The sequence below is a fragment of the Streptomyces sp. NBC_00019 genome (assembly GCF_045041015.1).
Classification (GTDB): Bacteria; Actinomycetota; Actinomycetes; order Streptomycetales; family Streptomycetaceae; genus Streptomyces.
On record NZ_CP108302.1, the window covers coordinates 6,789,834 to 6,812,273 of the forward strand.

The 22,440-nt window shown below is 70.5% G+C and carries 21 protein-coding genes and 2 pseudogenes; 13 read left to right on the forward strand and 10 right to left on the reverse strand.

Going from position 1 to position 22,440, the window contains the following annotated elements; genetic code table 11:
* Positions 1-18: 18 nt before the first annotated feature.
* Positions 19-966, reverse strand: a complete 948-nt coding sequence (locus OHU89_RS32190) for a glutaminyl-peptide cyclotransferase (RefSeq protein WP_405648107.1) — start codon at positions 964-966, stop codon at positions 19-21.
* A 62-nt stretch (positions 967-1,028) separates the two neighbouring features.
* Positions 1,029-1,514, reverse strand: coding sequence for a hypothetical protein (locus tag OHU89_RS32195; RefSeq protein ID WP_405648109.1), 486 nt, complete (start codon positions 1,512-1,514; stop codon positions 1,029-1,031).
* Positions 1,515-1,521: 7 nt separating this feature from the next.
* Here OHU89_RS32195 and OHU89_RS32200 point away from each other — a divergent pair, with 7 nt between their 5' ends.
* From OHU89_RS32200 to OHU89_RS32220, 5 genes are all read left to right on the forward strand, one after another.
* Positions 1,522-1,797, forward strand: coding sequence for a hypothetical protein (locus tag OHU89_RS32200; RefSeq protein ID WP_405648111.1), 276 nt, complete (start codon positions 1,522-1,524; stop codon positions 1,795-1,797).
* A 210-nt stretch (positions 1,798-2,007) separates the two neighbouring features.
* Positions 2,008-3,492, forward strand: coding sequence for a polysaccharide biosynthesis tyrosine autokinase (locus OHU89_RS32205; RefSeq protein WP_405648113.1), 1,485 nt, complete (start codon positions 2,008-2,010; stop codon positions 3,490-3,492).
* Positions 3,489-4,037 (forward strand): low molecular weight phosphatase family protein, encoded by a 549-nt coding sequence (locus OHU89_RS32210; RefSeq protein WP_405648114.1) that lies wholly within the window; start codon positions 3,489-3,491, stop codon positions 4,035-4,037. The genes OHU89_RS32205 and OHU89_RS32210 overlap by 4 nt, the downstream gene beginning before the upstream one ends.
* Positions 4,038-4,718: 681 nt before the next feature.
* A complete protein-coding gene (locus tag OHU89_RS32215) occupies positions 4,719-5,063 on the forward strand; it encodes a hypothetical protein (protein ID WP_405648116.1) in 345 nt (114 codons plus the stop codon).
* Between the two features lie 629 nt (positions 5,064-5,692).
* Positions 5,693-5,812, forward strand: a complete 120-nt coding sequence (locus tag OHU89_RS32220; RefSeq protein WP_405648118.1) for a hypothetical protein — start codon at positions 5,693-5,695, stop codon at positions 5,810-5,812.
* A 15-nt stretch (positions 5,813-5,827) separates the two neighbouring features.
* Here OHU89_RS32220 and OHU89_RS32225 read toward each other — a convergent pair whose 3' ends face one another.
* Positions 5,828-6,433: a TetR/AcrR family transcriptional regulator gene (locus OHU89_RS32225; RefSeq protein WP_405648120.1), complete on the reverse strand. Its 606-nt coding sequence runs from the start codon at positions 6,431-6,433 to the stop codon at positions 5,828-5,830.
* A 139-nt stretch (positions 6,434-6,572) separates the two neighbouring features.
* Here OHU89_RS32225 and OHU89_RS32230 point away from each other — a divergent pair.
* From OHU89_RS32230 to OHU89_RS32245, 4 genes and pseudogenes are all read left to right on the forward strand, one after another.
* Positions 6,573-7,694: pseudogene (locus OHU89_RS32230) on the forward strand (MFS transporter).
* A 98-nt stretch (positions 7,695-7,792) separates the two neighbouring features.
* Positions 7,793-8,140, forward strand: coding sequence for a hypothetical protein (locus OHU89_RS32235; protein ID WP_405648122.1), 348 nt, complete (start codon positions 7,793-7,795; stop codon positions 8,138-8,140).
* Positions 8,141-8,335: 195 nt separating this feature from the next.
* The gene (locus OHU89_RS32240) at positions 8,336-10,252 is read left to right on the forward strand and encodes a stealth family protein (RefSeq protein WP_405648123.1); all 1,917 of its coding nucleotides are present in this window, start codon (positions 8,336-8,338) and stop codon (positions 10,250-10,252) included.
* On the forward strand, positions 10,171-11,247 hold the full coding sequence (locus OHU89_RS32245; protein WP_405648125.1) for an FkbM family methyltransferase: 1,077 nt from the start codon (positions 10,171-10,173) through the stop codon (positions 11,245-11,247). The genes OHU89_RS32240 and OHU89_RS32245 overlap by 82 nt, the downstream gene beginning before the upstream one ends.
* A gap of 69 nt (positions 11,248-11,316) precedes the next feature.
* Here the strand turns inward: OHU89_RS32245 and OHU89_RS32250 are convergent, their stop codons facing one another.
* The 3 genes and pseudogenes from OHU89_RS32250 to OHU89_RS32260 form a co-directional block, all read right to left on the reverse strand.
* Positions 11,317-11,973: a Uma2 family endonuclease gene (locus OHU89_RS32250; protein ID WP_405648128.1), complete on the reverse strand. Its 657-nt coding sequence runs from the start codon at positions 11,971-11,973 to the stop codon at positions 11,317-11,319.
* A gap of 84 nt (positions 11,974-12,057) precedes the next feature.
* Positions 12,058-12,966: a squalene/phytoene synthase family protein gene (locus OHU89_RS32255; RefSeq protein ID WP_405648131.1), complete on the reverse strand. Its 909-nt coding sequence runs from the start codon at positions 12,964-12,966 to the stop codon at positions 12,058-12,060.
* A 144-nt stretch (positions 12,967-13,110) separates the two neighbouring features.
* A pseudogene (locus OHU89_RS32260) lies at positions 13,111-13,515 on the reverse strand (LysR family transcriptional regulator); the annotation flags it as partial.
* Between the two features lie 81 nt (positions 13,516-13,596).
* Here OHU89_RS32260 and OHU89_RS32265 point away from each other — a divergent pair.
* Positions 13,597-14,427, forward strand: a complete 831-nt coding sequence (locus OHU89_RS32265) for an oxidoreductase (protein WP_405648132.1) — start codon at positions 13,597-13,599, stop codon at positions 14,425-14,427.
* 16 nt (positions 14,428-14,443) lie between these two features.
* Here the strand turns inward: OHU89_RS32265 and OHU89_RS32270 are convergent, their stop codons facing one another.
* Entirely contained in the window at positions 14,444-15,415 is a 972-nt protein-coding gene (locus tag OHU89_RS32270) for an SMP-30/gluconolactonase/LRE family protein (RefSeq protein ID WP_405648134.1), read from the reverse strand.
* Between the two features lie 128 nt (positions 15,416-15,543).
* Between OHU89_RS32270 and OHU89_RS32275 the strand changes: the two genes are divergently transcribed.
* Positions 15,544-15,984 (forward strand): MarR family winged helix-turn-helix transcriptional regulator, encoded by a 441-nt coding sequence (locus tag OHU89_RS32275; RefSeq protein WP_266888507.1) that lies wholly within the window; start codon positions 15,544-15,546, stop codon positions 15,982-15,984.
* Here the strand turns inward: OHU89_RS32275 and OHU89_RS32280 are convergent, their stop codons facing one another.
* A complete protein-coding gene (locus OHU89_RS32280) occupies positions 15,985-17,091 on the reverse strand; it encodes a pyridoxal-phosphate dependent enzyme (RefSeq protein WP_405648137.1) in 1,107 nt (368 codons plus the stop codon).
* 138 nt (positions 17,092-17,229) lie between these two features.
* On the opposite strand from OHU89_RS32280, the gene OHU89_RS32285 reads away from it, so the two are divergent.
* Entirely contained in the window at positions 17,230-18,786 is a 1,557-nt protein-coding gene (locus OHU89_RS32285; RefSeq protein ID WP_405648139.1) for a S8 family peptidase, read from the forward strand.
* A gap of 21 nt (positions 18,787-18,807) precedes the next feature.
* On the opposite strand, the gene OHU89_RS32290 is transcribed toward OHU89_RS32285, so the two are convergent.
* Together OHU89_RS32290 and OHU89_RS32295 are read right to left on the reverse strand one after the other, a co-directional pair.
* A complete protein-coding gene (locus OHU89_RS32290; protein WP_405648141.1) occupies positions 18,808-19,962 on the reverse strand; it encodes a serpin family protein in 1,155 nt (384 codons plus the stop codon).
* Positions 19,962-21,167, reverse strand: coding sequence for a serpin family protein (locus tag OHU89_RS32295; RefSeq protein ID WP_405648143.1), 1,206 nt, complete (start codon positions 21,165-21,167; stop codon positions 19,962-19,964). The genes OHU89_RS32290 and OHU89_RS32295 overlap by 1 nt, the downstream gene beginning before the upstream one ends.
* 90 nt (positions 21,168-21,257) lie before the next feature.
* Here OHU89_RS32295 and OHU89_RS32300 point away from each other — a divergent pair, with 90 nt between their 5' ends.
* Entirely contained in the window at positions 21,258-22,412 is a 1,155-nt protein-coding gene (locus OHU89_RS32300) for a DUF4190 domain-containing protein (RefSeq protein ID WP_266888496.1), read from the forward strand.
* Positions 22,413-22,440 lie beyond the last annotated feature (28 nt).

Consider the following 22,440-nt stretch of genomic DNA (forward strand, 5'->3'; position numbering starts at 1 on the left):
ACCGGCCCACTGCCCGGTTCAGCGGTCAGGGCGGCTCGGCGGCTGTGCCGGAACAAGGACGACACGGAACATCTTGGGCCAGAACTTGCCCGTGAGGAGGAATTGGTCCGTTCCGGGGACGGCCGCGATGCCGTTCAGGGTGGAACCGGGGACGAGTTCGTCGGCGTGCAGGAGGCCCGAGGCGTCGATGCTCGCCGTCACCGCGCCGGTGACGGTGTCGATGCGCACGATGCGTTCGGTGGGCAGCACGTTGGCGTAGACGGCGTGGTCGGCGCACTCCAGCTCGTTCACACTCGTCACCGGACGGCTGTCTTCGGTCACGGTGACCTCACCGGTCTTCGCGAGGGTGCGCGGATCGCGGAAGGTCAGTAGTGCCGAGCCGTCGCTCGTCACCAGCTGCCGCCTGCCGCGGTCGAAGCAGATGCCCCAGCCTTCGTCGGGGTACGGGACGCGGCGCAGCTCCCTCAGAGTCGTCGCGTCCCGCTCGATGGCGACTCGGTCCCGCCAGGTCAGCTGCCACAAGGTCCGGCCCAGCAGCGTGATCCCCTCACCGAAGACAGGAGCGGGAAGGCTGGTGTGCACCATGGGTGGCTTGCCAGGGGCCCCGGACCGTACGGAGGACTGACCGGACAGCCCGGTGCCCTCGTAGAGCGTGCCGCCAGCCATCTCCAGGCCCTGAGTGAACGATTTCGGGTCGTGGGGGAGGGTTTCGAGGACCTTCACCCGCAGGCGTTCGACCCCGTGGGGGCTGACCTGCCGCCAGTGCGTGTGGATTCGGCCGGCCGGATCGTCGGACACTGCTTCGATGTCCCGCCCGCCCGCGAGCGGCTCCGGTCGGGTGAGCAGCCCGGTGGCTGCGATCCAGACGGAGCCGGTGATCAGGAGTGCCGCGATGGCCGGCAGGGCGGGTCTCGGTGTGCGGCGACTGCCAGCCGCCCGGTTGCCGGAACGACTGGTTCCAGGCAAGCGGACGGCGTCCCGGTCCGGGCCGGGACGCCGTGGTTCCGCCGTGGGCACGTACTGATCTTTCAGGAACTGCGACGACGGCGTACGGCCAGCATCGTGCCACCGCCCGCCATGAGCAGGGCGGTCGCCGTGCCGCCGATCAGCAGCGCCTGTTCACTGCCCGTCGCCGCGAGCCCCTTGCCGTTCTGGTCCGAGCCCGGCGAATTCGACGGCTCGACGGCTGCGGGGAGTTCGTGGGCATCGTTGCGGCCGCCGCCATCTCCGTGGTGCCCTCCGTACCCTGCCTCGTCAGGGTGCCCGGGCTTGCCCGGGTGGTGGGGCGGCTTCGGGGTCGGGGTGGGCGTCATGCTGCCCTGCACGTAGATGCTGACGGCGACACTCTGGTGGGGGTGCTTGGAGGTGAGCCGGAAGACGTGCCAGCCGGAAGTGGTGTCCGCCGGGATGGTCACGGTCCCCGCAACCGAGCCGTCGGCCCGGGCCCGGAAGTGGCCGAGCACGACCGGGCGTGATTCCAGCAGCGCCGTGACGTCCGTCCCGGGCTCGAACACGCCGGGGATGGTGCTGAAGCTCAACTCCTCCCCGGCTGTCACCGTGGTGGTGCTGACGGACAGGGGCGGGGTCGGCGGCGGGTACGGCTGTGCCGAGGCGGCCTGCGCCCCGATCAGCGGTGCCGCGATGAGAATGGCAGTCGATGCCGCCGATGCCAGAGCGGCCCGCCATCTGCGCGATGTTGTCATCTTCTTCAATCTCCTCGACTTGGGTCCGGGCCTGGTCGTGCGGCGGCCGCGATTCGGGGTGGACACCAATTACCTGGATACATTGCGCAAATAGAACATAACGACATTTATTGGTTTGATGGCGCAAGAAGTCACCGGATTGGGGGAGTCCCGGCTCGCACGGTGTGCGTCGCGGGTCTTTCGAGGGGGCGACACGGGGGGTGGCTCCCTCGCTCGAAGAGTCCGAGTCCCTATGGTCGACTGCGTCCATAGGGAACAGAAGCCCCAATTCGGGTGGTTCCCTCAGTCCCGTGAGGGGTGCAGCTTGGATCTCCAAGGATTCCTGAAGGCTCTTGCCAGACGCTGGCCGACGGTCGTGGTCTGTCTGGTTCTCGCGGTCGGGGCGGCGCTCGCCGTGACAAGCGTGAGCACCCCCGTGTACGAGGCGAGGACGCAGCTCTTCGTCGCTACCCGCACCGGTGAGAACACCATCGATCTGAACCAGGGGCAGACGTTCTCGCAGGCGCGTGTGCAGTCGTACGCCGAGATCGTGAGGACCCGTCAGGTCACCGCTCCCGTGGTGAAACGGCTGCGGCTGCGCACCACCCCGGAAGAGCTGGCGTCCCGGATCACCGCCGTCGTTCCGCTCAAGACCGTGCTCATCGACATCACCGTTCGGGACACCGAGCCCCGGCGCGCGGCACGTATCGCCAATACCGTTGCGAGTAGGTTCAGTTGGGTCGTCGAGCAGTTGGAGACCCCCAAGGAGCCGGCCCCCTCGACACTGCCCGAAACGGGTGACAACGCCGAGGATGCCGCGCCTGTCCCACCGGTCTCCCCGGTCTCCCTGGGCGTGACCGAGGAAGCCGTCGCCCCGACCTCTCCTACATCGCCCCGCCCGTTGCTGAACCTGGCCGCGGGTGTGGTCGGCGGCCTGCTGCTCGCCGCCGGGCTGGTCGCCCTCCGCGAGACGCTCGACACCACGGTCAAGACGAGCGAGGCACTGGGCGCATTCACCGCTCTGCCCGGCCTCGGCACCATTCCGTACGACAGGACCGCCCCAAGGCAGCCGCTGGTCAGTGCCGACGGGCACTCCAAGCGCGCCGAGGCGTTCCGCAAACTGCGTACCAACCTGCAGTTCTCGCAGGTCGACGATCCGCCGCGGATCATCGTGGTGACGAGCTCGATGCCCGGTGAGGGCAAGACGAACGTCGCGATGAACCTCGCCCGCTCCCTCGCCGAGGCCGGCGTTTCCACCTGCCTCGTGGACGGCGACCTGCGCCGTCCGTGCGTGGCGCCGGCTTTCGGCCTCGTCCAGGACGGGGGCCTGACCACGGTGCTCATCGGACAAGCCCGTGTCGAGGATGTGATGCAGCAGGTCGCCGGCGGCCTCTCGGTGCTCGCCAGCGGTGCTGTGCCGCCGAACCCCGCGGAACTGCTCGCCTCGGCGCGTATGAAAGAAGTGCTGCGCGAGCTCGCGGACGTGTACGACGTTGTGATCATCGACACTGCGCCGCTGCTGCCGGTCGCCGACAGCATGGGACTCGCCTCTCTCACCCAGGGTGCGCTGCTTGTCGTACGGGCCGGGAAGACCAACCGGGACCAGGTGCGCACCGCCACGGAATCGCTGGAGCGCGTGGGGGCGCGCGTGCTCGGCACCGTGTTCAGCATGGCTCCGGTTCCCAAGGGCGGCCGTTATGGCCGCTACGGCGCCTACGGGCAGTACGGCGAGCTGCCCGCTCCGCGTACGTCGGCCACGCCGGAGGGGACGGCCGCCTCCGCGGTGACGCTTCCCACGGACGGGAGATGACTCGGATCCTGTTCGTCTGCACGGGCAACGTGCACCGCTCGGTGCTCGCAGAGCGCCTGCTGGCGGCGAAGCTGCCGCCGGGCTCGGTCTTGCGGCCGGAGAGCGCCGGCACGGAGGCGTGGCATCGTTTCCGTATGGAGGACACCACTCGGGCGGTCCTGGAGGAACTGGGCGCTGATGGCTCCGGATTCGCCTCCCGCCCGCTCACCGCACAGCTCATGGCGGGCGCCCCGCTGGTCCTCGGGCTCGCGCGCGAGCACCGCGAGGCGGCCGTGCGCCTCGCGCCGGCGGCGATGCGGCGCTGCTTCACTCTGAAGGAGTTCGTGCGGCTCGCGGACGGCGGAGCCGCGGGGGGTGGCGGGGGCGGCTTCGAGGACGTGGCGGCGGCGGCTGCCGCCCGCCGCGGTGCCGCGACCCCAGTCCCGCCGGCCGAGGACGACATCCCGGACCCCTGGAGCAGGCCCCGTGAAGAGCTGTACGAGTGTGCCCTGGAGATCGACAGGGCGGTGACCGGGCTGGTCCGGCTGTGGGGGCTGCGTCATTAGTACTGCGGTTGCGGTTCTCCAGTTGATCCCGTGGTGTGTCACGAACGGTCCTCCCTCGGAGGCGCAGGCGGCGGCTTGAGGTCCCCCTCGCCCCGCGCCGGCGCGGCAAGGGCACGATGCCCACCGTCTCCACCTACGGCTACCACTTCCAAGAAGGCGTGCCAGTTGACCGGCCTGGTCGATGCGGACGGCAAGACGAAGTACACGCCTGGCAGCCTGCGGCAACTTCTTCGCCTCGACCGCCCCAACTCACGGCGTTCCGATCCATGAGGTCTCACGCTGGCTGGGCCACCGGTCGGTGAAGACCACGATCGACATCCACGGGCATTTCCTGCCAGTGCCTGGGGCCGGTGCCGTGCGGCTGAACCGTTCGATACTGACTTGTTTGAACCGTGCTGATTCTGTGCTGACTCGGATCTTACAGATGCCCGTTTACGCAGGTAGGAGCGTTGTGGTCAACGTTCCGCTTCGATGTGTGATCAAGTCGTTACTGTGCGCTAGGTGCTTCGTCGAGTGTGCAGGTCAGAAGGGGCCGGGCTCTGGCGAGCCCGGCCCCTTCATCGTTCCCGTGTTGGCTTGGTGCTGACATCGAGCGCACCTCGCCGGAAGCGCCCATGCGGGCATGGTGAGCGACCGCTGCTGACTGATACGGCTCGTACGGATACCCCGCTGTACCGTCCGTTGAGCGATCTCATGTCCGTCTCCTTCGGTCCCATGCCGTTGCTCACCGATGCACTCGCGGGACTCGAAGGTGTGCATCGGGCCTATATCTGCGGCTCTTGGGCCGCTCGGTACAACGGCGAGCCGGGGCCGCCGCCCGCTGATGTCGATGTCCTCGCTGTCGGTGATCCCGATGCCGACGCGCTCTTTGACCTTGCCGAGGAGGCGTCCCGACGGCTGCGTCGTGTGGTCAACGTCCATCGGGTCTCCGCCGAGGGGTGGGAGGCCCGCACGGATGATCCGTTCCTCACCAGTGTTCGCGAACGTCCGCTGGTCCAGTTGAACCTTGACCTGGAGGCGCAATGACGCGTTGGAATCAAGGGCGTTCGACAGTCGACGCGCTTATCGGCAGCGGTGAGCTTGAACGTGTACCCGCTTCCCGGCGGGCTGCCGAAGCGGAACTGGTCCGGGCCCGTATGCATGTTGGCTCCGCGCGGCAGTTGTTGGCCACGGACCCGGAGGGGTGCGTACAGGCTGGCCTGTGACGCCGCGCGCAGAGCGCTGGCCGCGGTATTGCAGAACCAGGGACTGCGCGCCACCAGTCGTGGTGGGCAGACCGTCAGTGCGAGGCCGTGCGAGCACAGCTCGATCCGCCGCTCGGGTCCATACTGCGTCCCTTCAACCGCATGCGAGCCCGGCGCAACGAAGTCGGTCGTCGGAGGCCCTCACCGTGACGCCGGAGGAGGTTGCGGCCGACTTGACGAAGGTGGAGGCGCTCATCGAGTTCGCGGAGGAGGCGATCCCGAACATGCGGCGCTATTGGAGTCGTTGGGGTGGCCCCGAGTCGATCGGCGCTGACTTGAGGGCGTGGCCGTGGCCGTCTGTGGGCACCTGCCGTCACACCTGGGATTCCGTACCGTGCTGACTTTTGGGGCTGTGGTGCGGGTTGGGATCAACTCGTCCTGAACGTAGGAGAGCCGTGGAGCCGCAGGGGCTTGGCTCCGGCGGCCCTGATCCGCCCCGACGGCTATGTGCTTTGGAGTGCGCAGGGACGCGGAGCGGGGACTCCGGGCCTGGTCGAGGTGGCCGCCGCGTGGCTCGGCGCGCCGGCCTGACACCTCCCGGTGCCCTCAGACAGGTTCCGCGGGTGCGGGCCCAAGGACCCGGATTGCGAGATCGATCGCGGTGGTCAGACGCTCGATGTCGTGGCCGGCGCGTTCCCGCACCCGCAGGCCGAGCACCGTGGTGAACAGCAGTTCCACGGCGTCGTCGATGTCGAGGCCGGTGGACAGTTCGCCACGGTCACGACCCTCGGCCAGCGCCGCGCGCAGGGCCTGCCGGGTGGCTTCGAAGGCGGCCTCGGTCCGCTGACGGACCTTCTCGTCGGTGGTGCCGAGCTCGGTGGCGGTGTTGACCACGAAGCACCCGCGGCCGGACTTGCCGTCGGCCGGGCAGGTGACCAGCCACAGCATCCATTCCCGCAGCACCTCCCGAACGGGACGGTTCGCCACGTCCAGCCGCTGCCGGGCCTGAGCCGACTCGGTGGCCCGGTAGTGGTCGAGCGCGCGCAGGAACAGGGTGTGCTTGTCCGTGAACGTCCGATACAGGCTGCTGGGCGTGAGTTCCAGCTCGTCACCCAGGTCGCGCACCGAGGTGGCGTGGTAACCGCGTCGCCAGAACAGCTCTGTCGCCGACGTGACCGCGTTCTTCTCGTCGAACTGTCGGGGGCGTGCCATGTGTTCACCTTACCCAACTTGTGGAGCGATCGCTCCCAAATTAGTGAAGGAGGCTCCGTTGGCGACCGCAGAACAGACCCCCGCCCGGACACAGGAACCAGAGGCCCCGGAGAAAAGTCGCTGGCTTGCGGTCTCTGCGGTGGCTCTGGGCACCTTCCTGCTGGTCACCGCCGAGCAACTGCCGATCGGTCTGCTGACCTCCGTGGGGTCCGCGCTGTCGGTCTCCGAGGGGACGGCTGGGCTGATGGTGACGGTGCCCAGCATCGTCGCCGCGTTCGCGGCACCGCTGGTCCCGATGCTTGTCGGGTCGATGGACCGGCGCATCCTGCTGCTCGGCCTGATGGCCCTGATGACCGTCTCCAACCTGGGCTCGGCCCTGGCACCGAACTTCGCCGTCCTGGTGGGCTCCCGGGTGCTGGTCGGTATCGCGATCGGCGGCTTCTGGGCGGTCGCCAGCGGCCTGGCCGTCCGGCTCGTCGCCCCCGAGGACGTGCCGTGAGCCACGGCGGTCATCTTCGGCGGCGTCGGAGCCGCGAACGTGTTCGGTGTCCCGCTCGGCACCCTGGTCGGTGACCTCACCGGCTGGCGCATCGCCTTCTCCTCGCTGAGCGCCCTGGCGCTCGTCACGCTCATCGCCCTGCTGGCGGTGCTGCCGGGGATGGCCGCCTCGCAGGCCATCCGGCCGAAGTTGCTGATGGAGCAGTTCCGCAACCCGGGTGTGCGCGTCGGCATCATCGCGACGGTGCTCATCGTGTTCGGGCACTTCGCCGCCTACACGTTCGTGAGCCCGGCGCTGCAGAAGCTGTCGGGGATCGACGAGCGCTACGTCGGTCCGCTGCTGTTCGGGTTCGGTGTGGCCGGCATGATCGGCAACTTCGTCGCCGGCTCGGCGCTCTCCCGCCAGGTGTACCGGAGCGTGCTGATCATCTCCGTGGCCCTGGCGGTCGCGATGCCGCTCTTCCTGCTGCTGGGCCAGACCGCGGTCGGCGGCGCCATCCTGCTGATCGTCTGGGGTCTGTCCTACGGCGGTGTGTCCGTGGGCCTCCAGACCTGGATGATCAAGGCCGCTCCGCGGGCGGTGGAAGCGGCCTCCTCGCTGTGGGTGGCGGTGTTCAACCTGTCCATCGGCCTCGGCGCGCTGGTCGGCGGCGTCATCGTCGACACGCTCACCCTCCAGGGTGTGCTGTGGCTCGGCGGAGCCTGCGCCCTCCTCGCCGCCCTGGCGATCTGGACCGCCCGCACCAACGACGCCCTTCGCTGACCGGGCCTTCACAGGGCCCACCGCAGAGGCGTAGCCACGCGGCACCGACTGATGCGCCGCCGCTGTACCGGCGGCGGCACGCCAGCCTGCGCCGCATTGTGCGGACTCTGAGCGCCGTACGGGATCCGGGCGTCGCTATTTCGACGTACGGCCACCACTTCAAGAAGGCGTCCACGGCTGCGGGGCTGGTGGACAGCCAGGGCCGGGCGAAGTACACGCCGCGCCCCCTGCGGGACTTCTTCGCCTCGACGGCGCTCGTGAACGGCATCCCCATTCACGAGGTTTCCCGCTCACTCGGCGACAGGCCCATCAAAGTCACCGTCACATCTACGGACACCTCGTGTCCCGCGCCTGGCAGCGCTGCCGGGAAATCGGCCGGTGCTGATTCGGTGCTGACCTATTGGCCGGTGGAGGGCTCCGTCGAGGCTCTCGCCGCCAGGCGGTAGTAGAGGGGGGCGGAGACAGCACGGGTCACCTCGTGGACATCGGTGCCCTCAGACAAGATCGCGTGTCTTGTGCGCCGACCGGCCTGCCGCGGGAGGCTGAGGCATTAGGACAATCGGGCTGTTTCCGCCTATATGCGATATTCGCCCGGCGGGCAAGTGCATAGACACCTGGACGAGACAGACCAGGGGTGTGCCATGACCATCAAACTCCCGGCGCAGGCCGATGCGCGGCGCGCCGCGCAGCTTCAGGCTCCACCGCCGTCCGCGGTGCTCAGGATCTATCGGAGGCTGCTGCCCCTGCGGATGCGCAGGGCCGTGCGGGCCCGGTTCGGTGCGGAGCAGTGGGAGAGGCTGCGGCAGCGGCTGGAGAGACCGGCGTCCTTGGTGCGCGAGGCGCGGCACCGCCGGCTCTGCGCGCGCCTGAAGCGCCTGGGACTGCTGCGGGACGGCGAACGGGTGCCAGTACGGACCGCCGGAGGGACCCGTATCGCCCTGCTGCAGGAGGGTGTGACGCCCCTTCTGGCCCGGGAGCACAATCTGCGACTGGTGCTGAGCACGCTGGAAAAGGCGGGCGTGGAGCACTTCGTCGTACGCAATGCCGCGAGCACCTCCTCCGCCGTGGGGATCAGCTCCGAAGACCGGGCGGCAGCCGAAAGCGCACTGGTCGCCATGGGCGCGGACGTGCCGGCGTACCTCACGCGGACGGGTGGATCCGAGCGGGCCCGGGACCGGCGCGCCGAACCGGCCGGCTCCCGGCGTTCCTGGCACCGGGCCGCCGGCCGGCAGGTCATCCGCGTCTTCTGCTATCTGGCCGACGCCGCCGCACCCGGCATGGTGCTCGGTGCGGGCTACGGCTGCGACATCGAGGTCTGGCGACCGTCCGAGGGGGGCGCCGAACTCGTGGCGCCGCGCCGCAACCGTACCTGTGAGCGCGTCTGCCGGGAGGCACCCACGGTCGAGGTCCCCGGTCGCCGCTTCACCCGACTCGCGTCCGAGCACACCCGGCCGCAGCCCGCCGCCGTACGCACCCGGCGCGAGTTCGCCGAGCCGGTGCCCGACGACATCCACTTCCCCGTCGACGCCGTGTACACCTGGGTCGACGGCTCCGACCCCGAATGGCAGCGGCGCCGCGCGACGGTCGTGGGGGAGCCGTACCACCCGCAGGCCGCCAACGCGGCCCGCTATCTCAGCCGCGACGAGCTGCGCTATTCGCTGCGCTCGCTGCACATGTACGCCCCCTGGATCCGGCACGTCTACCTCGTCACCGACCAGCAGGTGCCCGGTTGGCTGGACACCGGACATCCCCGGCTCACGGTCGTCGACCACCGGGAGATCTTCACGGACCCTGCCGTGCTCCCGACGTTCAACTCGCACGCCATCGAGAGCCAGCTGCATCACATCGAGGGGCTCGCCGAGCAGTTCCTCTACTTCAACGACGACGTCTTCCTCGGGCGCCCCACGGTGCCGCAGCAGTTCTTCCTGGCCAACGGCATCAGCAAGTTCTTCCTCTCGAAGGCGTTGCTGCCGCCCGTCGGAAGCGCGGGCGCGGACGACGTACCGGTCTCCGCCGCGGGCCTCACCAACCGCCGGCTCCTTCAGGCCCGCTTCGGCAGCAGCATCACCCAGAAGATGAAGCACACACCGTGCGCGCTGCGGCGCAGTGTGCTCGCGGAGATCGAACAGGTCTTCGCGGACGAACACCGGCGCACCGCCGCCCACGCCTTCCGCAGCCCGGACGACATCTCGATCACCAACTCGCTGCACCACTACTACGCATTCCACACGGGCCGGGCCGTGCCCGGCGGCATCCGCTACGACTACATCGACATCTCCCAGCCCGACATCGCCCCGCGGCTGGGCCGTCTGCTGGCCTCCAGATCGAATGTCGCCTTCTGCCTCAACGACACGGTGACCTGCGACGCCGAGCGCCACACCGATGTGGACCTCGTACAGCGTTTCCTGGACGGCTACTTCCCCGCCCCCAGTCCCTTCGAGCACCAGCCCGACCACAAGGAAGAGCTCTCCCTGCCATGCCCCTCGCCATCAGGCTCCCTCACCATTCCGGCGTCCTCGAGGCCGACGGCTCCTATCCACGGGCGCTCAACGTCCTGAGCCGCAAGCAGACCGCCGTACAGCGGCAGCTGCGTCGATCGGGCCTGGCGGGGTACGAGCCCGTGACCCAGGCGACGCTGCTGGCTCTGGCGCAGCAGGCGCCGCCGGGCAGCGCGGTGTACGACGTCGGCGCGCACATCGGGCTCTACGCGGCACTGATCGACGCGGTGTACGGCCATCGGCTGTCGGTGCACGCCTTCGAACCGACACCGGACACGGCACGCATCTGTGGGGACATCCGCCGGCACAACGGCCTCGGCTTCGAGCTGATCACCTCGGCGGTCTCCGACACGCCGGGCACCGCCGAGCTCTACCTGTCCCTGAAGGCCGAATCCTCCAACTCCCTCAACGCCGCGCATCGCAAGCACACCGAGACCGTGAGCGTGCCGGTCACCACGCTGGACGCGTTCACCGAGGAACGGTCGGCCCGGCCCCACCTCATCAAGATCGATGTGGAGACGCTGGAGGGCCAGGTGCTGGCGGGCGCGCTGGAGACGGTGCGCCGGCACCGGCCCTGGATCGTGCTGGAGATCCTGCCCGGCTCCGACCATGACGCCTTGGGGCGGGCCTTGGATGTGCTCGCCGAGCTGGGATACGGACTGCATCTCCTCCAGCCGGAGAGCCCGTGGCCCGGCAGAAACCGCGGCGACTACCGTCGGCACGTGGGCAGTCAGTGCCGCGACTGGCTGCTCGCGCCCGCGCCGCTCACGTACGACTTCCACCTCGCGGTACGCACCTGGCTCAGGACCATCCTGGCGTGCGACGAGCGCACCAACCTGATGGTCCCCGCCGGTGCCTCCTTCCCCCGCGGCTGGAACGCCCCGTATCTGCGGCGCACAAGGTTCACTCCGCGTGAGGACGGATCATTCTTGCACTGCGAACACGCGACACATGAACATGCGACGTCACCAGTCCCGAGGGCCGAGCGCGTGCGGCTGTCCGAACGCCGCGTAGGCGATGAACCGTTCGACGCCACCTTGTTCGAACCGTGCTGATTCTGTGCTGACTTGGATCTCGCAGATGCCCGTTTCAGCGGGTGGGAGCGTTGTAGTCGACGTTCCGCTTCAACGTCTGATCAGCCGCAACGGAGGGGGCCGGGCTCTGGTGAGCCCGGCCCCCTCCGCGTTCCCGTACGACTTCCACTTCCCGCTCGGCGGGGTGAGCTTGTCGAGATCCAGGCTGATTTCGAAAGGCACCGGGCGCTCCAGGGTGCCCCGGAAGATACCCCCGGGTGCGTAGCGGCCGGTCGGTTCGTCGAGTTCGTAGACGTGGACGACGGGCGCCCCGCCCTCGTCCTCGACGCACCAGTAGTGCGGGATGCCGGCCTCCGCGTACTTGCGGAGCTTCACCGTGCGGTCGCGGTGGGCGGACTCGGGGGAGACGACCTCGATGACGAGCCGTACCTCGTCCGGTGTGAACCAGGTGCGGTCTCCGTCGTACGTGGCTGTCGTCAACAGCAGATCCGGCTCGGGCCGGTTTCGGTCGTCCAGTTTTATGGTCATCTCGCGGCCGACTCTGACATCGGCGGGTGCCTGCTCCATGAGAGCGACGGTGAGCATGGTGACGAGGTGGCCGTGCCACCACCGCTGGGGCGACAGCATGAAGACGAGAGCTCCGTCGATCAGCTCGGTATGGCGGGGTGCCTCGGGGAGGCGGTCCAGGTCCTCCGCGAACCAGCCTTCCGCGCGCGGCGGGCGCATCCAGTCGGGCAGTGCGGACATGGCTCAACCGTAGCGATCCGACCGGGACCGGGCCACGAGATCGTCAACGGGGGCGACCGCCTTCACGTCGTCGGGAGCTCCCGGTCAGGACGTCGTTCGGCGCAGCTTGCGGGCGTTCCGCAGCACCCGCAGCGTGCCCGGCAGCGGCGGGCTCGCGGAGCCGTGCAGCAGCCCCGTTCCGCGCGCCGACACCGCGTCCGCGGTCAGGAGTTCGATCTCGATCACCGCGCTCAGCAGCGCCCGGCCCGGGGGCGCCGCCAGGGCGGGCAGTTCGCGTGCCACCTTCAGGGCGGTCCGGGCGGCGTCGACCTGGTCGTGCACCAAGTCGCGCAGGCCCGGTGAGGCTCGGCCCGCCGTGAGGTCCTCAGCCGTGAGCGAGTAGCGCCGCAGCGTCTCGGTCGGGATGCCGAGGCGGCCTTCCGGGAGGTCCTCGGCGAGGTCGTTGACGAAGTCCAGCCGCTGGCTGCCCTCGATGAGGGTCCGGGACAGCGCCCGGTACGGCCCGTCGTCGGTCTGCGGCCCCAGCAAGGTGCCGACCAGCAGGTAAGCGGGCAGCGAGTAGGCGTCCACATAGGTCTGGAAGTCGGCCTCCGTCGTGAAGCCGGTGAACTCCAACTCGGCCGTGGCGGTGGCCAGATACTCCTCCGTCGCCTCCCGGAGCCGCGGATGAGCGGTCACGGTGTGCAGGAACGCGCGGATCGGCGGATCGTCGGCCACGCCCTTCTCCAGCGCCTCGCGCACCCGCTGCTCCCAGGACGCCCACGCCGCCACCCGCCCGGGCTTCGGGCCGGTGTCCAGGAGGTCGTCCCCGTGGTGCATCACGGCCGTCGCGGCCACCACGTGCGGCAGCATCGGCCGCGGCAGCAGCACCCGGGCCGCAAGATACGAACTGCGCCGCTCGCGTGCCACCAGCCGCCGCTGGGCGTCGTAGTCGCTCCGCAGCTCCGGCTCCCGGATCCCCGCCGCGTCCAGGGCCCTCTTCCACGCGCTCATGCGGTGATCGTAGACAGCGCCGGTGCGCCGCGAAGCAGCCGCCCTGTCAGGCTCCCGCGACCGACCGGCACGCCTCCGCGTACGCGCGCACCAGCGGTCTGCGGTCCCCCTCCCGCCAGGCGAGGACATACCGGCTCGGGCTCAACTCACCTGGCGCACACGCAGTGCCGCGTCCGGATGGGCAGCGGTGAAACGGGACCGGATCGCCGGCAGCGGTCCGCCACGGCCCGGGCTGGTGCTCATCCCCACGACCAGCGTGCTGCGCTGGGCCGAGCGTGCCGCCGCCACCGCCGACGCCCCCTCCGCCCAGTCGGCCAGCACCCGCCGGGAGTGCGGCAGCAGCGCCTCGCCGGCCCCGGTGAGCGTCACGCCGTGCCGATCGCGGCGGAACAGCTCGACGCCCAACTGCCGTTCCAGAGACCGTATTTGCTTGCTCAGAGCGGGCTGGGACACATACAGCCGTTCGGCCGCGCGGGTGAAGTGCAGTTCCTCGGCCACCGCGAGGAAGTAGCGCAGATCCCTCAGGTGTACGTCCGTTGTCATAGCCATCGGTTATCACCGCGGGTCTTGGACGGGCAACGGACTTTCGCAGGAAGGTGGTTCACGAGCCAATCGGAAAAGGGGATCGAGATGAACAAGGTCTGGCTGATCACGGGGGCGAGCAGCGGATTCGGGCGGGAGATCGCGCAGGCCGCCCTCGCCGACGGCGACGTCGTCGTGGGCGCCGTCCGCCGGCCCGAGGCGCTGGCCGACCTCGTGGCCGCCCACCCCGACCAGGTGGAGGCGCTGCGCCTGGACGTCGCCGACACGGTGGCCGCCGAGGCGGCGGTACGGGACGTGGTGGCGCGGCACGGGCGGATCGACGTCCTCGTCAACAACGCGGGCCGCACCCATGTAGGCGCCTTCGAGGAGACCGGGGAGGACGAGCTGCGCGCGCTGTTCGACGTGCACGTCTTCGGGCCCGCGGCGCTCGTGCGGGCCGTGCTGCCGTCGATGCGGGAGCGGCGCTCCGGGGCGATCGTGCAGATGAGCAGCATGGGCGGGCAGATGTCCTTCGCGGGCTTCGGCGCCTACAGCGGGACGAAGTTCGCACTGGAGGGCATGTCCGAGGCGCTCGCGGACGAGGTCGCGGAGTTCGGCATCAAGGTGCTGATCGTGGAGCCGGGCGCCTTCCGGACCTCGCTGTTCGAGGCGGACCGGGCCGGTGCGAGCGCGGACAGCGGGGTGTACGCCAAGGTCAGCGGCACCCGCGGTGTCGTCGCCGGCGGTGACGGCTCCCAGCCCGGCGACCCGGCCAAGGCGGCCGCGGTGATCCTGGCCGCCCTCCAGGCAGAGCACACGCCCCTGCGCCTCCCGCTCGGCGACGACGGCGTCACCGCGGTCCTGGGCCACCTCGACCAGGTCCGCGAGGACGTCACGGCGTGGGCGAAGACCACCCGGGCGACCGGCTTCGACGACTGACCGCCCGAGCGGCCCCTCAGATCCCGTCCACCCGAGCCACCGTGAACGGGGTCTGCGGCACCCCCGGCCCGAACGGCCCGCCCTTGTCGAACTGGGAGCGCACGACCAGCAGTTGCCCCCGACTGCGCACCAGCGTGGTCGGGATCTGCAGCCCGGGATCGGTGAACCGCCGCTCCAGCCGGGCCGATCCGGCACCCCGGCCCAGCCGCCACCTGCTGAGCGTGTTCGACGCGTTGTGCGCGACCCACAGCGTCCCGCCCACCAGCTCCAGCCCGTCCCCGTGCGCCATGTCCCCGCCTTGCAGAGCGACTTGGCGTACGGCACCGGTGGCCAGGTCCACCCGGAACAGATCGCCCACGACCATGTCGACGACGAACAGGTGCCGCCCGTCGGTCGCGATGCCGTTCAGGGTGTACGCGTCGCGCGGTACGCCGACCCCGCTCACATCGGCGTACGGGCTCAGCGTCGCCCGGCCACCGCGGGCACGGTCCAGGTCGGCCGGGGTGACGCGGTACACCAGCGGCCGGAAGCTGTCGGTCACATAGGCCGTGCCGTCCGCGGTGATCACCAGGTCGTTGATCAGGAACGGGGTGTCACCGGGCGGTGCGAAGCGGGCCAGCAGGGCACGGCTGCGGATGTCGTACACATCGACCCCCGCCGTCGAGTCGGTGACCCACAGGCGGCCCGCGCGGTCGGCCTTGATGCCGTTGGCGGTGGTCCGGCCGTCGGCTCCGGCGGGCAGGAAGACCTCGGCCCTACGGCGGCCGTGTGCCGCCCGGTACACGGTCCCGGTGCCGTACGAGCCGACGTACACGTCGTCCGTGCGCGGGTCGACGGCGATGCCCTCGGGGTAGACGCGGTCGCCGGGCAGTTCGAAGGCGGTGGTGATCCGGGGTGCGGCCGCGGCGGGCGTCGCAGGGAGGGCCGCGGTGGCGGTGAGGGCGGCGGCGCTGGTCAGGAAGGTGCGGCGGGGCATCGTACGGGACACGGCGGAGCCTCTCGGTTCGGCTGCTCACTGACTGATGGGTGTGAACGTAGATTAGAGTCCTAATCATCGTCAATGGATTAATGAATGAGTGAAGGCTTATCGATAGTCGAGGCCGCTACCATGCGCAGATGACGTCCATGCCCGCCTCCGAGCGCCTCGGCTCCCACATCAAGCGGGCCGAACAGGCTCTCAACGCGACGAAGACCGCGGTCCTGAAGCCGGCGGGCCTGACCGTCGCGCAGTACGCGGCGCTGCTCGTCCTCTCCGAGAACCCCGGGATCTCGGCCGCGGCCCTGGCCCGGCTGTGCGGGGTCACACCGCCGACGATGAACACCGTCCTGAAGAACCTCCAGGACCGCGCCCTCATCGAGCGCACTCCCCACGAGTGGCACCGCAACGTCCTGGAGACCCGGCTCACCGACGAGGGCCGCGCCGTCATGACCGACGCGGACGCCCGCGCCGTACGGGTGGAGCGGGCCCTGGCCGCCGAGTTCACGGACGAGGAACGCGAGGCCCTGGTGGGGCTGTTGGGGCGGTGCGTCGAGCTCCTGGAGAAGGAACGGCCGTAACTAGGCCTCAGCCAGCCCCGACTTCATCCCCGCCCCGCACAGCGGCACCACCCCGCTCCGCTCCCCGAGCACCCCCTCCCGCACGGCCGCCCAGCACGCCACCCCCGTCGACTCCACGAACAGCCCCATCGACGCCAGGTCCCGCTGGGCGTGCCGGATCTGATCCTCGGTCACCGTCACGAAGGTGCCCCCGGACTCCCGCACCGCCCGCAGGATCTGTCGCGCCCGCGGCGGCCGGGGGATCGCGATGCCCTCGGCGAGAGTCGGCGCCGCCGCGGTCGTGCCGACGAGATCCTCCGCCCCCTCCTGCCAGGCCTGGGCGAGCGGAGCCACCGCCGCCGCCTGGACCGCGTACAGGGCGGGGCGGCGGTCGATCAGTCCGGCGCCGTGCAGCTCGGCGACGGCCAGGGCCGCGCCCAGCAGCAGCGTGCCGTTGCCGACGGGAAGGACGAGGACGTCCGGGAGGCGGCCGCCGAGGTCCTCCCAGAGTTCATGGACGTAGGTCTTCGTGCCGTGCAGGAAGTACGGGTTGAAGACATGGGAGGCGTAGAAGGTGCCCGCCGAGTCCGCCGCCTCCCGGGCCGCCGTCGCGGCCGCCTCACGGTCACCGGCGACCACCTCCAGGCGTGCCCCGTGCGCCCCGATCTGCTCCAGCTTCTTCGCCGACGTGCCCTCGGGGACGAACACCGTGCAGGGCAGCCGCGCCCGAGCGCAGTACGCGGCGACGGCGGTGCCCGCGTTGCCGCTGCTGTCCGCGACCACCCGGCGCGGCTCCAGGCGCAGCGCCAGTTCGGCGAGCAGCACCGCGCCCCGGTCCTTGAAGGACAGGGTCGGCATCAGGAAGTCCAGCTTGGCCGAGACGCCGTCGCGCAGGGGGACCAGCGGGGTGCGGCCCTCGCCGAGGGAGACCGAGGGGGCCGCGAGGGGGAGTGTCTCGGCGTACCGCCACAGGGAGTTCGCCCGTCCGGTAAGGGACTTGAGCGATGCCGGGGTGGGGTGGAAGTCGAGGTCGAGGGGGCCTCGGCAGACCGGGCAGCACCAGACGAGCGAACCGCCGGGGACGCGGGTGCCGTCGACGGGGCAGTAACAGTCCGGCAGTGGGGTCATGTGCGCAGCGTAGATGGGCCCTGCAGGGCCCTTGTGCAATTCCTGCGGAGGCATCAATCTTTCGGCGGGCGCACAGCAACCCCACAGCAAATTGACATGAACATATCAGCGCACCAGCGATCGAGGAGGATCCCTCAGATGGCAGCGATGCGTCACCGAAGATGTGCGGTGCTCGGCGCGGCGATGACCGCCGCACTCGCCGCGAGCCTCGTCTCCGCCCTCCCGGCCACGGCCGCTCCCGAAGGCCGTGTCCAGTACGAGGGCGCGGCGAACGCCGTGGCCGACAGCTACATCGTGACACTGAAGGCGGGCACCAAGTCGGGCTCCGCCCAGGGCAAGGCGCTGGCCGAGCAGTACGGCGCCGACATCGAGCGCACCTACACCAAGGCGCTCAACGGCTATGCGATCGAGGCCTCCGCGTCCGAGGCGAAACGTCTCGCCGCCGACCCGGCCGTCTCCTCCGTGGTCCAGAACCGCACCTTCAGCATCGCGGCGACGCAGACCAACCCGCCGTCCTGGGGCCTGGACCGCATCGACCAGAAGACGCTCCCGCTGAACAGCTCGTACACCTACCCGGACTCGGCCGGCACGGGTGTCACGGCGTACATCATCGACACGGGCGTCCGCATCACCCACAGCGACTTCGGCGGCCGGGCCCGCTACGGCTACGACGCCATCGACAACGACAACACCGCCCAGGACGGCAACGGCCACGGCACCCACGTCGCCGGCACGGTCGCCGGAACCGCCTACGGCGTCGCCAAGAAGGCGAGCATCGTCGGCGTCCGCGTCCTGAACAACTCCGGCTCCGGCACCACCGCCCAGGTCGTCGCCGGCATCGACTGGGTCGCCCAGAACGCGGTCAAGCCGGCCGTCGCCAACATGTCCCTCGGCGGCACCGCCGACACCGCCCTGGACACCGCGGTCCGCAACGCCATCGCCTCCGGCGTCACCTTCGCCGTCGCGGCCGGCAACGAGACGACCAACGCCTCCACCCGGTCGCCCGCTCGCGTGACGGAGGCCATCACGGTCGGCGCCACCACCTCGACCGACGCGAAGGCGAGCTACTCCAACTACGGCACGGTCCTGGACCTGTTCGCCCCCGGCTCGTCCATCACCTCGACGTGGAACACCAGCGACTCCGCCACGAACACCATCTCCGGTACGTCGATGGCGACCCCGCACGTGGCCGGCGCGGCGGCGCTCTACCTGGCGGCCAACCCGTCCTCGACGCCCGCGCAGGTCTCCTCCGCACTGGTGAGCCTCGCCTCCACCGGCGTCGTCACCAGCCCCGGCACCGGCTCGCCCAACCGGCTCCTGAACGTCCCCGGAGGCACCGTCACCCCGCCAGGGCCGCGCTTCGAGAACACCGCGGACTACGCGATCGCCGACAACTCCACCGCCGAGTCCCCGGTGACCGTCTCCGGCGTCACGGGCAACGCGCCCTCGGCCCTGCCCGTCGAGGTGCACATCGTCCACACGTACATCGGCGACCTCCAGGTCCAGCTGATCGCCCCCGACGGCACGGCGTACACCCTCAAGGCGTACGGCACCGGCGGCAGCGCGGACAACATCAACACCACGTACTCCGTGAACGCCTCCTCCGAGGCCGCGGCCGGCACGTGGCGGCTGAGGGTCAGTGACAACGCGGCGCTGGACACCGGGCGGATCGACGCCTGGGCGCTGCAGTTCTAGTACGTCAACGGTCCGTCGGTTTCAGGTCGTCCTCGCGGAGGGCTTCGGGTCGGTGACCCAGCCCGCCGCGAGGACGAGCCGTGTGTCGCGGTGGACGGCGAGGAAGCCGAAGGGGCGGTCGAAGCCGACGTGGGCCCGCCTGGACTCGTACGGCTCGGGTTCCCAGCTCATCCAGTCCATGACGTACGCGGTCACGGCCGCCGCCCGGAACCCCTCCGCGCCGAACGTCGCCGTCGCCGACTGCCGTCCCTTTGTGAGGGCGAGCGGCGCCCGGCTGATGCCGGGGAAGTGGCCGGGGGCGCGGTCGGACGCCGTGGCCAGACCGAACAACCCGGGGTGCGCCAGCAGATCGTGATCCGCGTCGAGCGTGAACTCGACGGTGCTCAGCGTGATGCTCGGCGGCTCGGGGCTCTTGGTGCGGACCGTCTCGATCCTGAGCCCGGGCCCGACCGCGCCGAGCGGCAGACGGCTCCCGGGTACGGCCGGCACCGTGCCCGCCAGGATGTCCACCCCGGTGCCGAGCACCTGCCCGGGTGTCAACTCCTCGTCCCCGAGCAGCAGATGCACATCGACGCCGTCGGTCCCCCGCACCCGCGCCGCGGTCACCGCCCCGACCTCCGTCCGCGCCACCGCCACACCGTCCAGGTCCGCGTCGGTGCGGCTGAGCCCGGACCGGTCCTGGCCGCACCACGGCACCAGATCGCCCTGGAACGGCACCTCCCAGTCCGTCCGCAACGCCAGCGCGGTCGCCAGCACCAGCGAGGAGTCCGGCCCCAGCGTCACCGGCATCCGCCCGATCGCCCCGCCGGTGCGCTTGGCGGCCCAGGCGTCCAGGGCCTCCTGATCGGCGTCGAGGTCGCCGGTGAGCACGCCGTGCGCCTCGGCCGGCAGCCCCGCCTCCCACTCCTCCCGGAGCTCCACGAACCGCTTGGTCCACAGTCCGAGCGCCGAGTCCAGCCCGTCGACGGCGGCCATGGTCGCCAGCAACTCCCGTGCCGCCGCCGCTGCTTGCTCCGCCGGGACGCCGAGAGCCTCCGCCAGCTCCTCCCGTGCCCTGCCCATCGCGCCGTCCGCCAGGAAGGCGAGCAGGGGCCATACACCGGCCGCCGAGAAGACGGTCCCGCCCTCGACGGTGGCTGCCCAGCGGGCCGCCAGCCCGTTCACCGCGTCGATCATCAGAAGTCCTCGTCGTACTCGGGGTCTTCGGGGCACTCCGTCGGATCCGTGACCCACCCCGACGCGAGCACGAGCCGCGAGTGGCGGTGCACGGCGAGGAAGCCGAAGGGACGGTCGAAGGTGGCGTCGATCCTGGTGGTCACCCAGCGGAGCCGGGGTATACCGGCGCCGATGGCGCCGATGGCCGTCACCGCGGCGGCACGGAAGCCCAGGGCCGTGAACTTCGCCATGGCGGACTGCCGGGCCGAGCCGATGGCCAGCGGTGAGGCGCTGATGTCGGGGAAGTGCCCCCGGCTCGCGTCTCTCGCTGTGGTGAGACCGAACACGTGGTGGAGCTCCAGCAGGTCATGCTTCGCGCTCATGTCGAAGGCGACGGCGGTCACGTCCAGGATCGGAGGGTCGGGCGTCGCGCTGCGGACCCTGCCGACCCGCAGGCCCGGACCGACCTCCCCGTAGGGCAGCCGATCACCCGGCACGACCGCACGCCTCCGCGCCAGGAGGTCCACGCCCGCCCCCAGCACCTGCCCGGGCGTCATCCGCTCCTCGCCGAGCAGCAGATGCACGTCGATGGCGTTGTCACCCAGCACCTTCAGCTCGGTGACATGACCGTCGGGCGTATCGGCCACCCCGACCCGGTCCAGCACCTCACTGCTCCGCCGCAGCCCCACCAGTTGCCTGTCCTGCCACGGTCCCGTCCGCGGCCACAGGGGCCGTTCCCAGAACCGGCTCAGCCACTCAGTCCGCAACGCCAGCGCACTCGCCAGCACCATCTCGGTGTCCTCGGTCACCTGCACGGGCATCTCTTCGATCAGCCCGCCCGTCCGCTTCACCGCCCACGCGTCCAGCGCCCCCTTGTCGACGCCCACATCGCCCGTCAACACCCCGTGCGCCTCCAGCGGCAGCCCCGCCTCCCACCGCTCCCGCAGCTCCAGCGTCCGCTTGGTCCACAGCCCGAGCGCCGAGTCCAGCCCCCGCATCCGTCCCATGGCGGCCAGCAACTCCCGCGCCGCGCCCGCCGCTTCCTCCGCGGGCATCCCCACGGCCTCCGCGAGCTCACCCCGTGCCCTGCCCGTCGCGCCGTCCGCCAGGAACGCCAGCAGCGGCCACACGCCCGCCGCCGAGAAGACCGTCCCGCCCGCCGAGGCACCCGCCCACCGGACGGTCAGGTCGTTGACCGCCCGGATCGTCGCATTCGTGACCGCCATTCCGCCCCCACTCACCCCGCGCTTACGATGCGCCAAGTCGCACGTGAGTTCTCCCGAGAACCCCCAGCCCGAACCAGGAGCACGGTACCCGTGTCCATACCCCCGCCTCCCGGCCCCCACCAGCCCCAAGGGCCGTACCCGCCGGGCCCCTACGCCCCGCCCGGCCCCTGGGGCTACGGCTACGGCGGATACGCGCAGCCCGTGCCCGTCAACGGCCTCGCCATCGCCGCCCTGGTCCTCGGCATCCTCTGCTTCCTGCCGGCCGTCGGGCTGGTCCTGGGACTCATCGCGCTGAGCCAGATCAAGAGGAAGGGCGAGCGCGGCAAGGGCATGGCGATCGCGGGTTCCGTGCTGTCCTCGGTGGGCCTCGTCCTGTGGACCGTGTCGCTCACCACCGGCGCCGCCGCCGACTTCTGGGACGGCTTCAAGGACGCCGCGAGCGGCGAGGGCAGCGCCTACTCGCTCAAGAAGGGCGACTGCTTCGACTCGGGCACCGATGCCCTGACGGGCGAGACCTACGACGTCGACGAGATGCCCTGCGCCCAGGCGCACCAGGGTGAGGTGTTCGCCGTCGTCAAGCTCCCCGGCGGCGACTTCCCGGGCGACAGCGCGATCGAGGACACCGCCGGCGACAAGTGCTACGCGCTCCAGGAGACGTACGCCATGGACGCCTGGGCCGTACCGGAGGACGTGGACGTCTACTACCTGCTGCCGTCCGAGGACAGCTGGGCCTTCGGGGACCGCGAGATCACCTGTCTGTTCGGCAACGTCGACGAGGACAAGAGCCTGACCGGCTCGCTGCGCAACGACGAGACGACCCTCGACGCCGACCAGCTGGCCTTCCTGAAGGCGGCCAACGCCCTGGACACGGTGCTCTACGAGGAGCCCGAGGACTACGCCGAGGACGACCTCCCGGCGAACACGGAGTGGGCGGCCGACGTCGACACCGCGCTCGGCGAGCAGTCCGAGGCGCTGGGCGGCCGCTCCTGGTCCGCCGAGGCCGCGCGGCCCGTCGCCGACTTCGTGAAGGACATGAAGGACGCCCGCAAGGAGTGGGCGAGGGCGGCGGACGCGGAGGACGTCGACACGTACTACGAGCACTACGACGCCGGCTATGACTTCGTCGACGGCAAGTCCACGGTCACCGCCCGCGAAGCTCTGGGCCTGGCCACCACGGTGCCGTCGTACGACGAGGACTACGACAGCGGGAGCGGCGGCGGGGGCGCCGGGGAACTCGATGTGTGATCACCGCTATAGCGGGGAGAAAGTGCCT

What these genes read in the sequence shown, in the direction of transcription:
- OHU89_RS32200 (WP_405648111.1), top strand. Translation starts at nt 1,522, where the DNA reads ATGGTGCTGAAGCTCAACTCCTCCCCGGCTGTCACCGTGGTGGTGCTG.
- OHU89_RS32210 (WP_405648114.1), top strand. Translation starts at nt 3,489, where the DNA reads ATGACTCGGATCCTGTTCGTCTGCACGGGCAACGTGCACCGCTCGGTG.
- OHU89_RS32225 (WP_405648120.1), bottom strand. Translation starts at nt 6,433, where the DNA reads ATGGCACGCCCCCGACAGTTCGACGAGAAGAACGCGGTCACGTCGGCG.
- OHU89_RS32240 (WP_405648123.1), top strand. Translation starts at nt 8,336, where the DNA reads ATGACCATCAAACTCCCGGCGCAGGCCGATGCGCGGCGCGCCGCGCAG.
- OHU89_RS32245 (WP_405648125.1), top strand. Translation starts at nt 10,171, where the DNA reads ATGCCCCTCGCCATCAGGCTCCCTCACCATTCCGGCGTCCTCGAGGCC.
- OHU89_RS32250 (WP_405648128.1), bottom strand. Translation starts at nt 11,973, where the DNA reads ATGTCCGCACTGCCCGACTGGATGCGCCCGCCGCGCGCGGAAGGCTGG.
- OHU89_RS32255 (WP_405648131.1), bottom strand. Translation starts at nt 12,966, where the DNA reads ATGAGCGCGTGGAAGAGGGCCCTGGACGCGGCGGGGATCCGGGAGCCG.
- OHU89_RS32265 (WP_405648132.1), top strand. Translation starts at nt 13,597, where the DNA reads ATGAACAAGGTCTGGCTGATCACGGGGGCGAGCAGCGGATTCGGGCGG.
- OHU89_RS32275 (WP_266888507.1), top strand. Translation starts at nt 15,544, where the DNA reads ATGACGTCCATGCCCGCCTCCGAGCGCCTCGGCTCCCACATCAAGCGG.
- OHU89_RS32280 (WP_405648137.1), bottom strand. Translation starts at nt 17,091, where the DNA reads ATGACCCCACTGCCGGACTGTTACTGCCCCGTCGACGGCACCCGCGTC.
- OHU89_RS32285 (WP_405648139.1), top strand. Translation starts at nt 17,230, where the DNA reads ATGGCAGCGATGCGTCACCGAAGATGTGCGGTGCTCGGCGCGGCGATG.
- OHU89_RS32290 (WP_405648141.1), bottom strand. Translation starts at nt 19,962, where the DNA reads ATGATCGACGCGGTGAACGGGCTGGCGGCCCGCTGGGCAGCCACCGTC.
- OHU89_RS32295 (WP_405648143.1), bottom strand. Translation starts at nt 21,167, where the DNA reads ATGGCGGTCACGAATGCGACGATCCGGGCGGTCAACGACCTGACCGTC.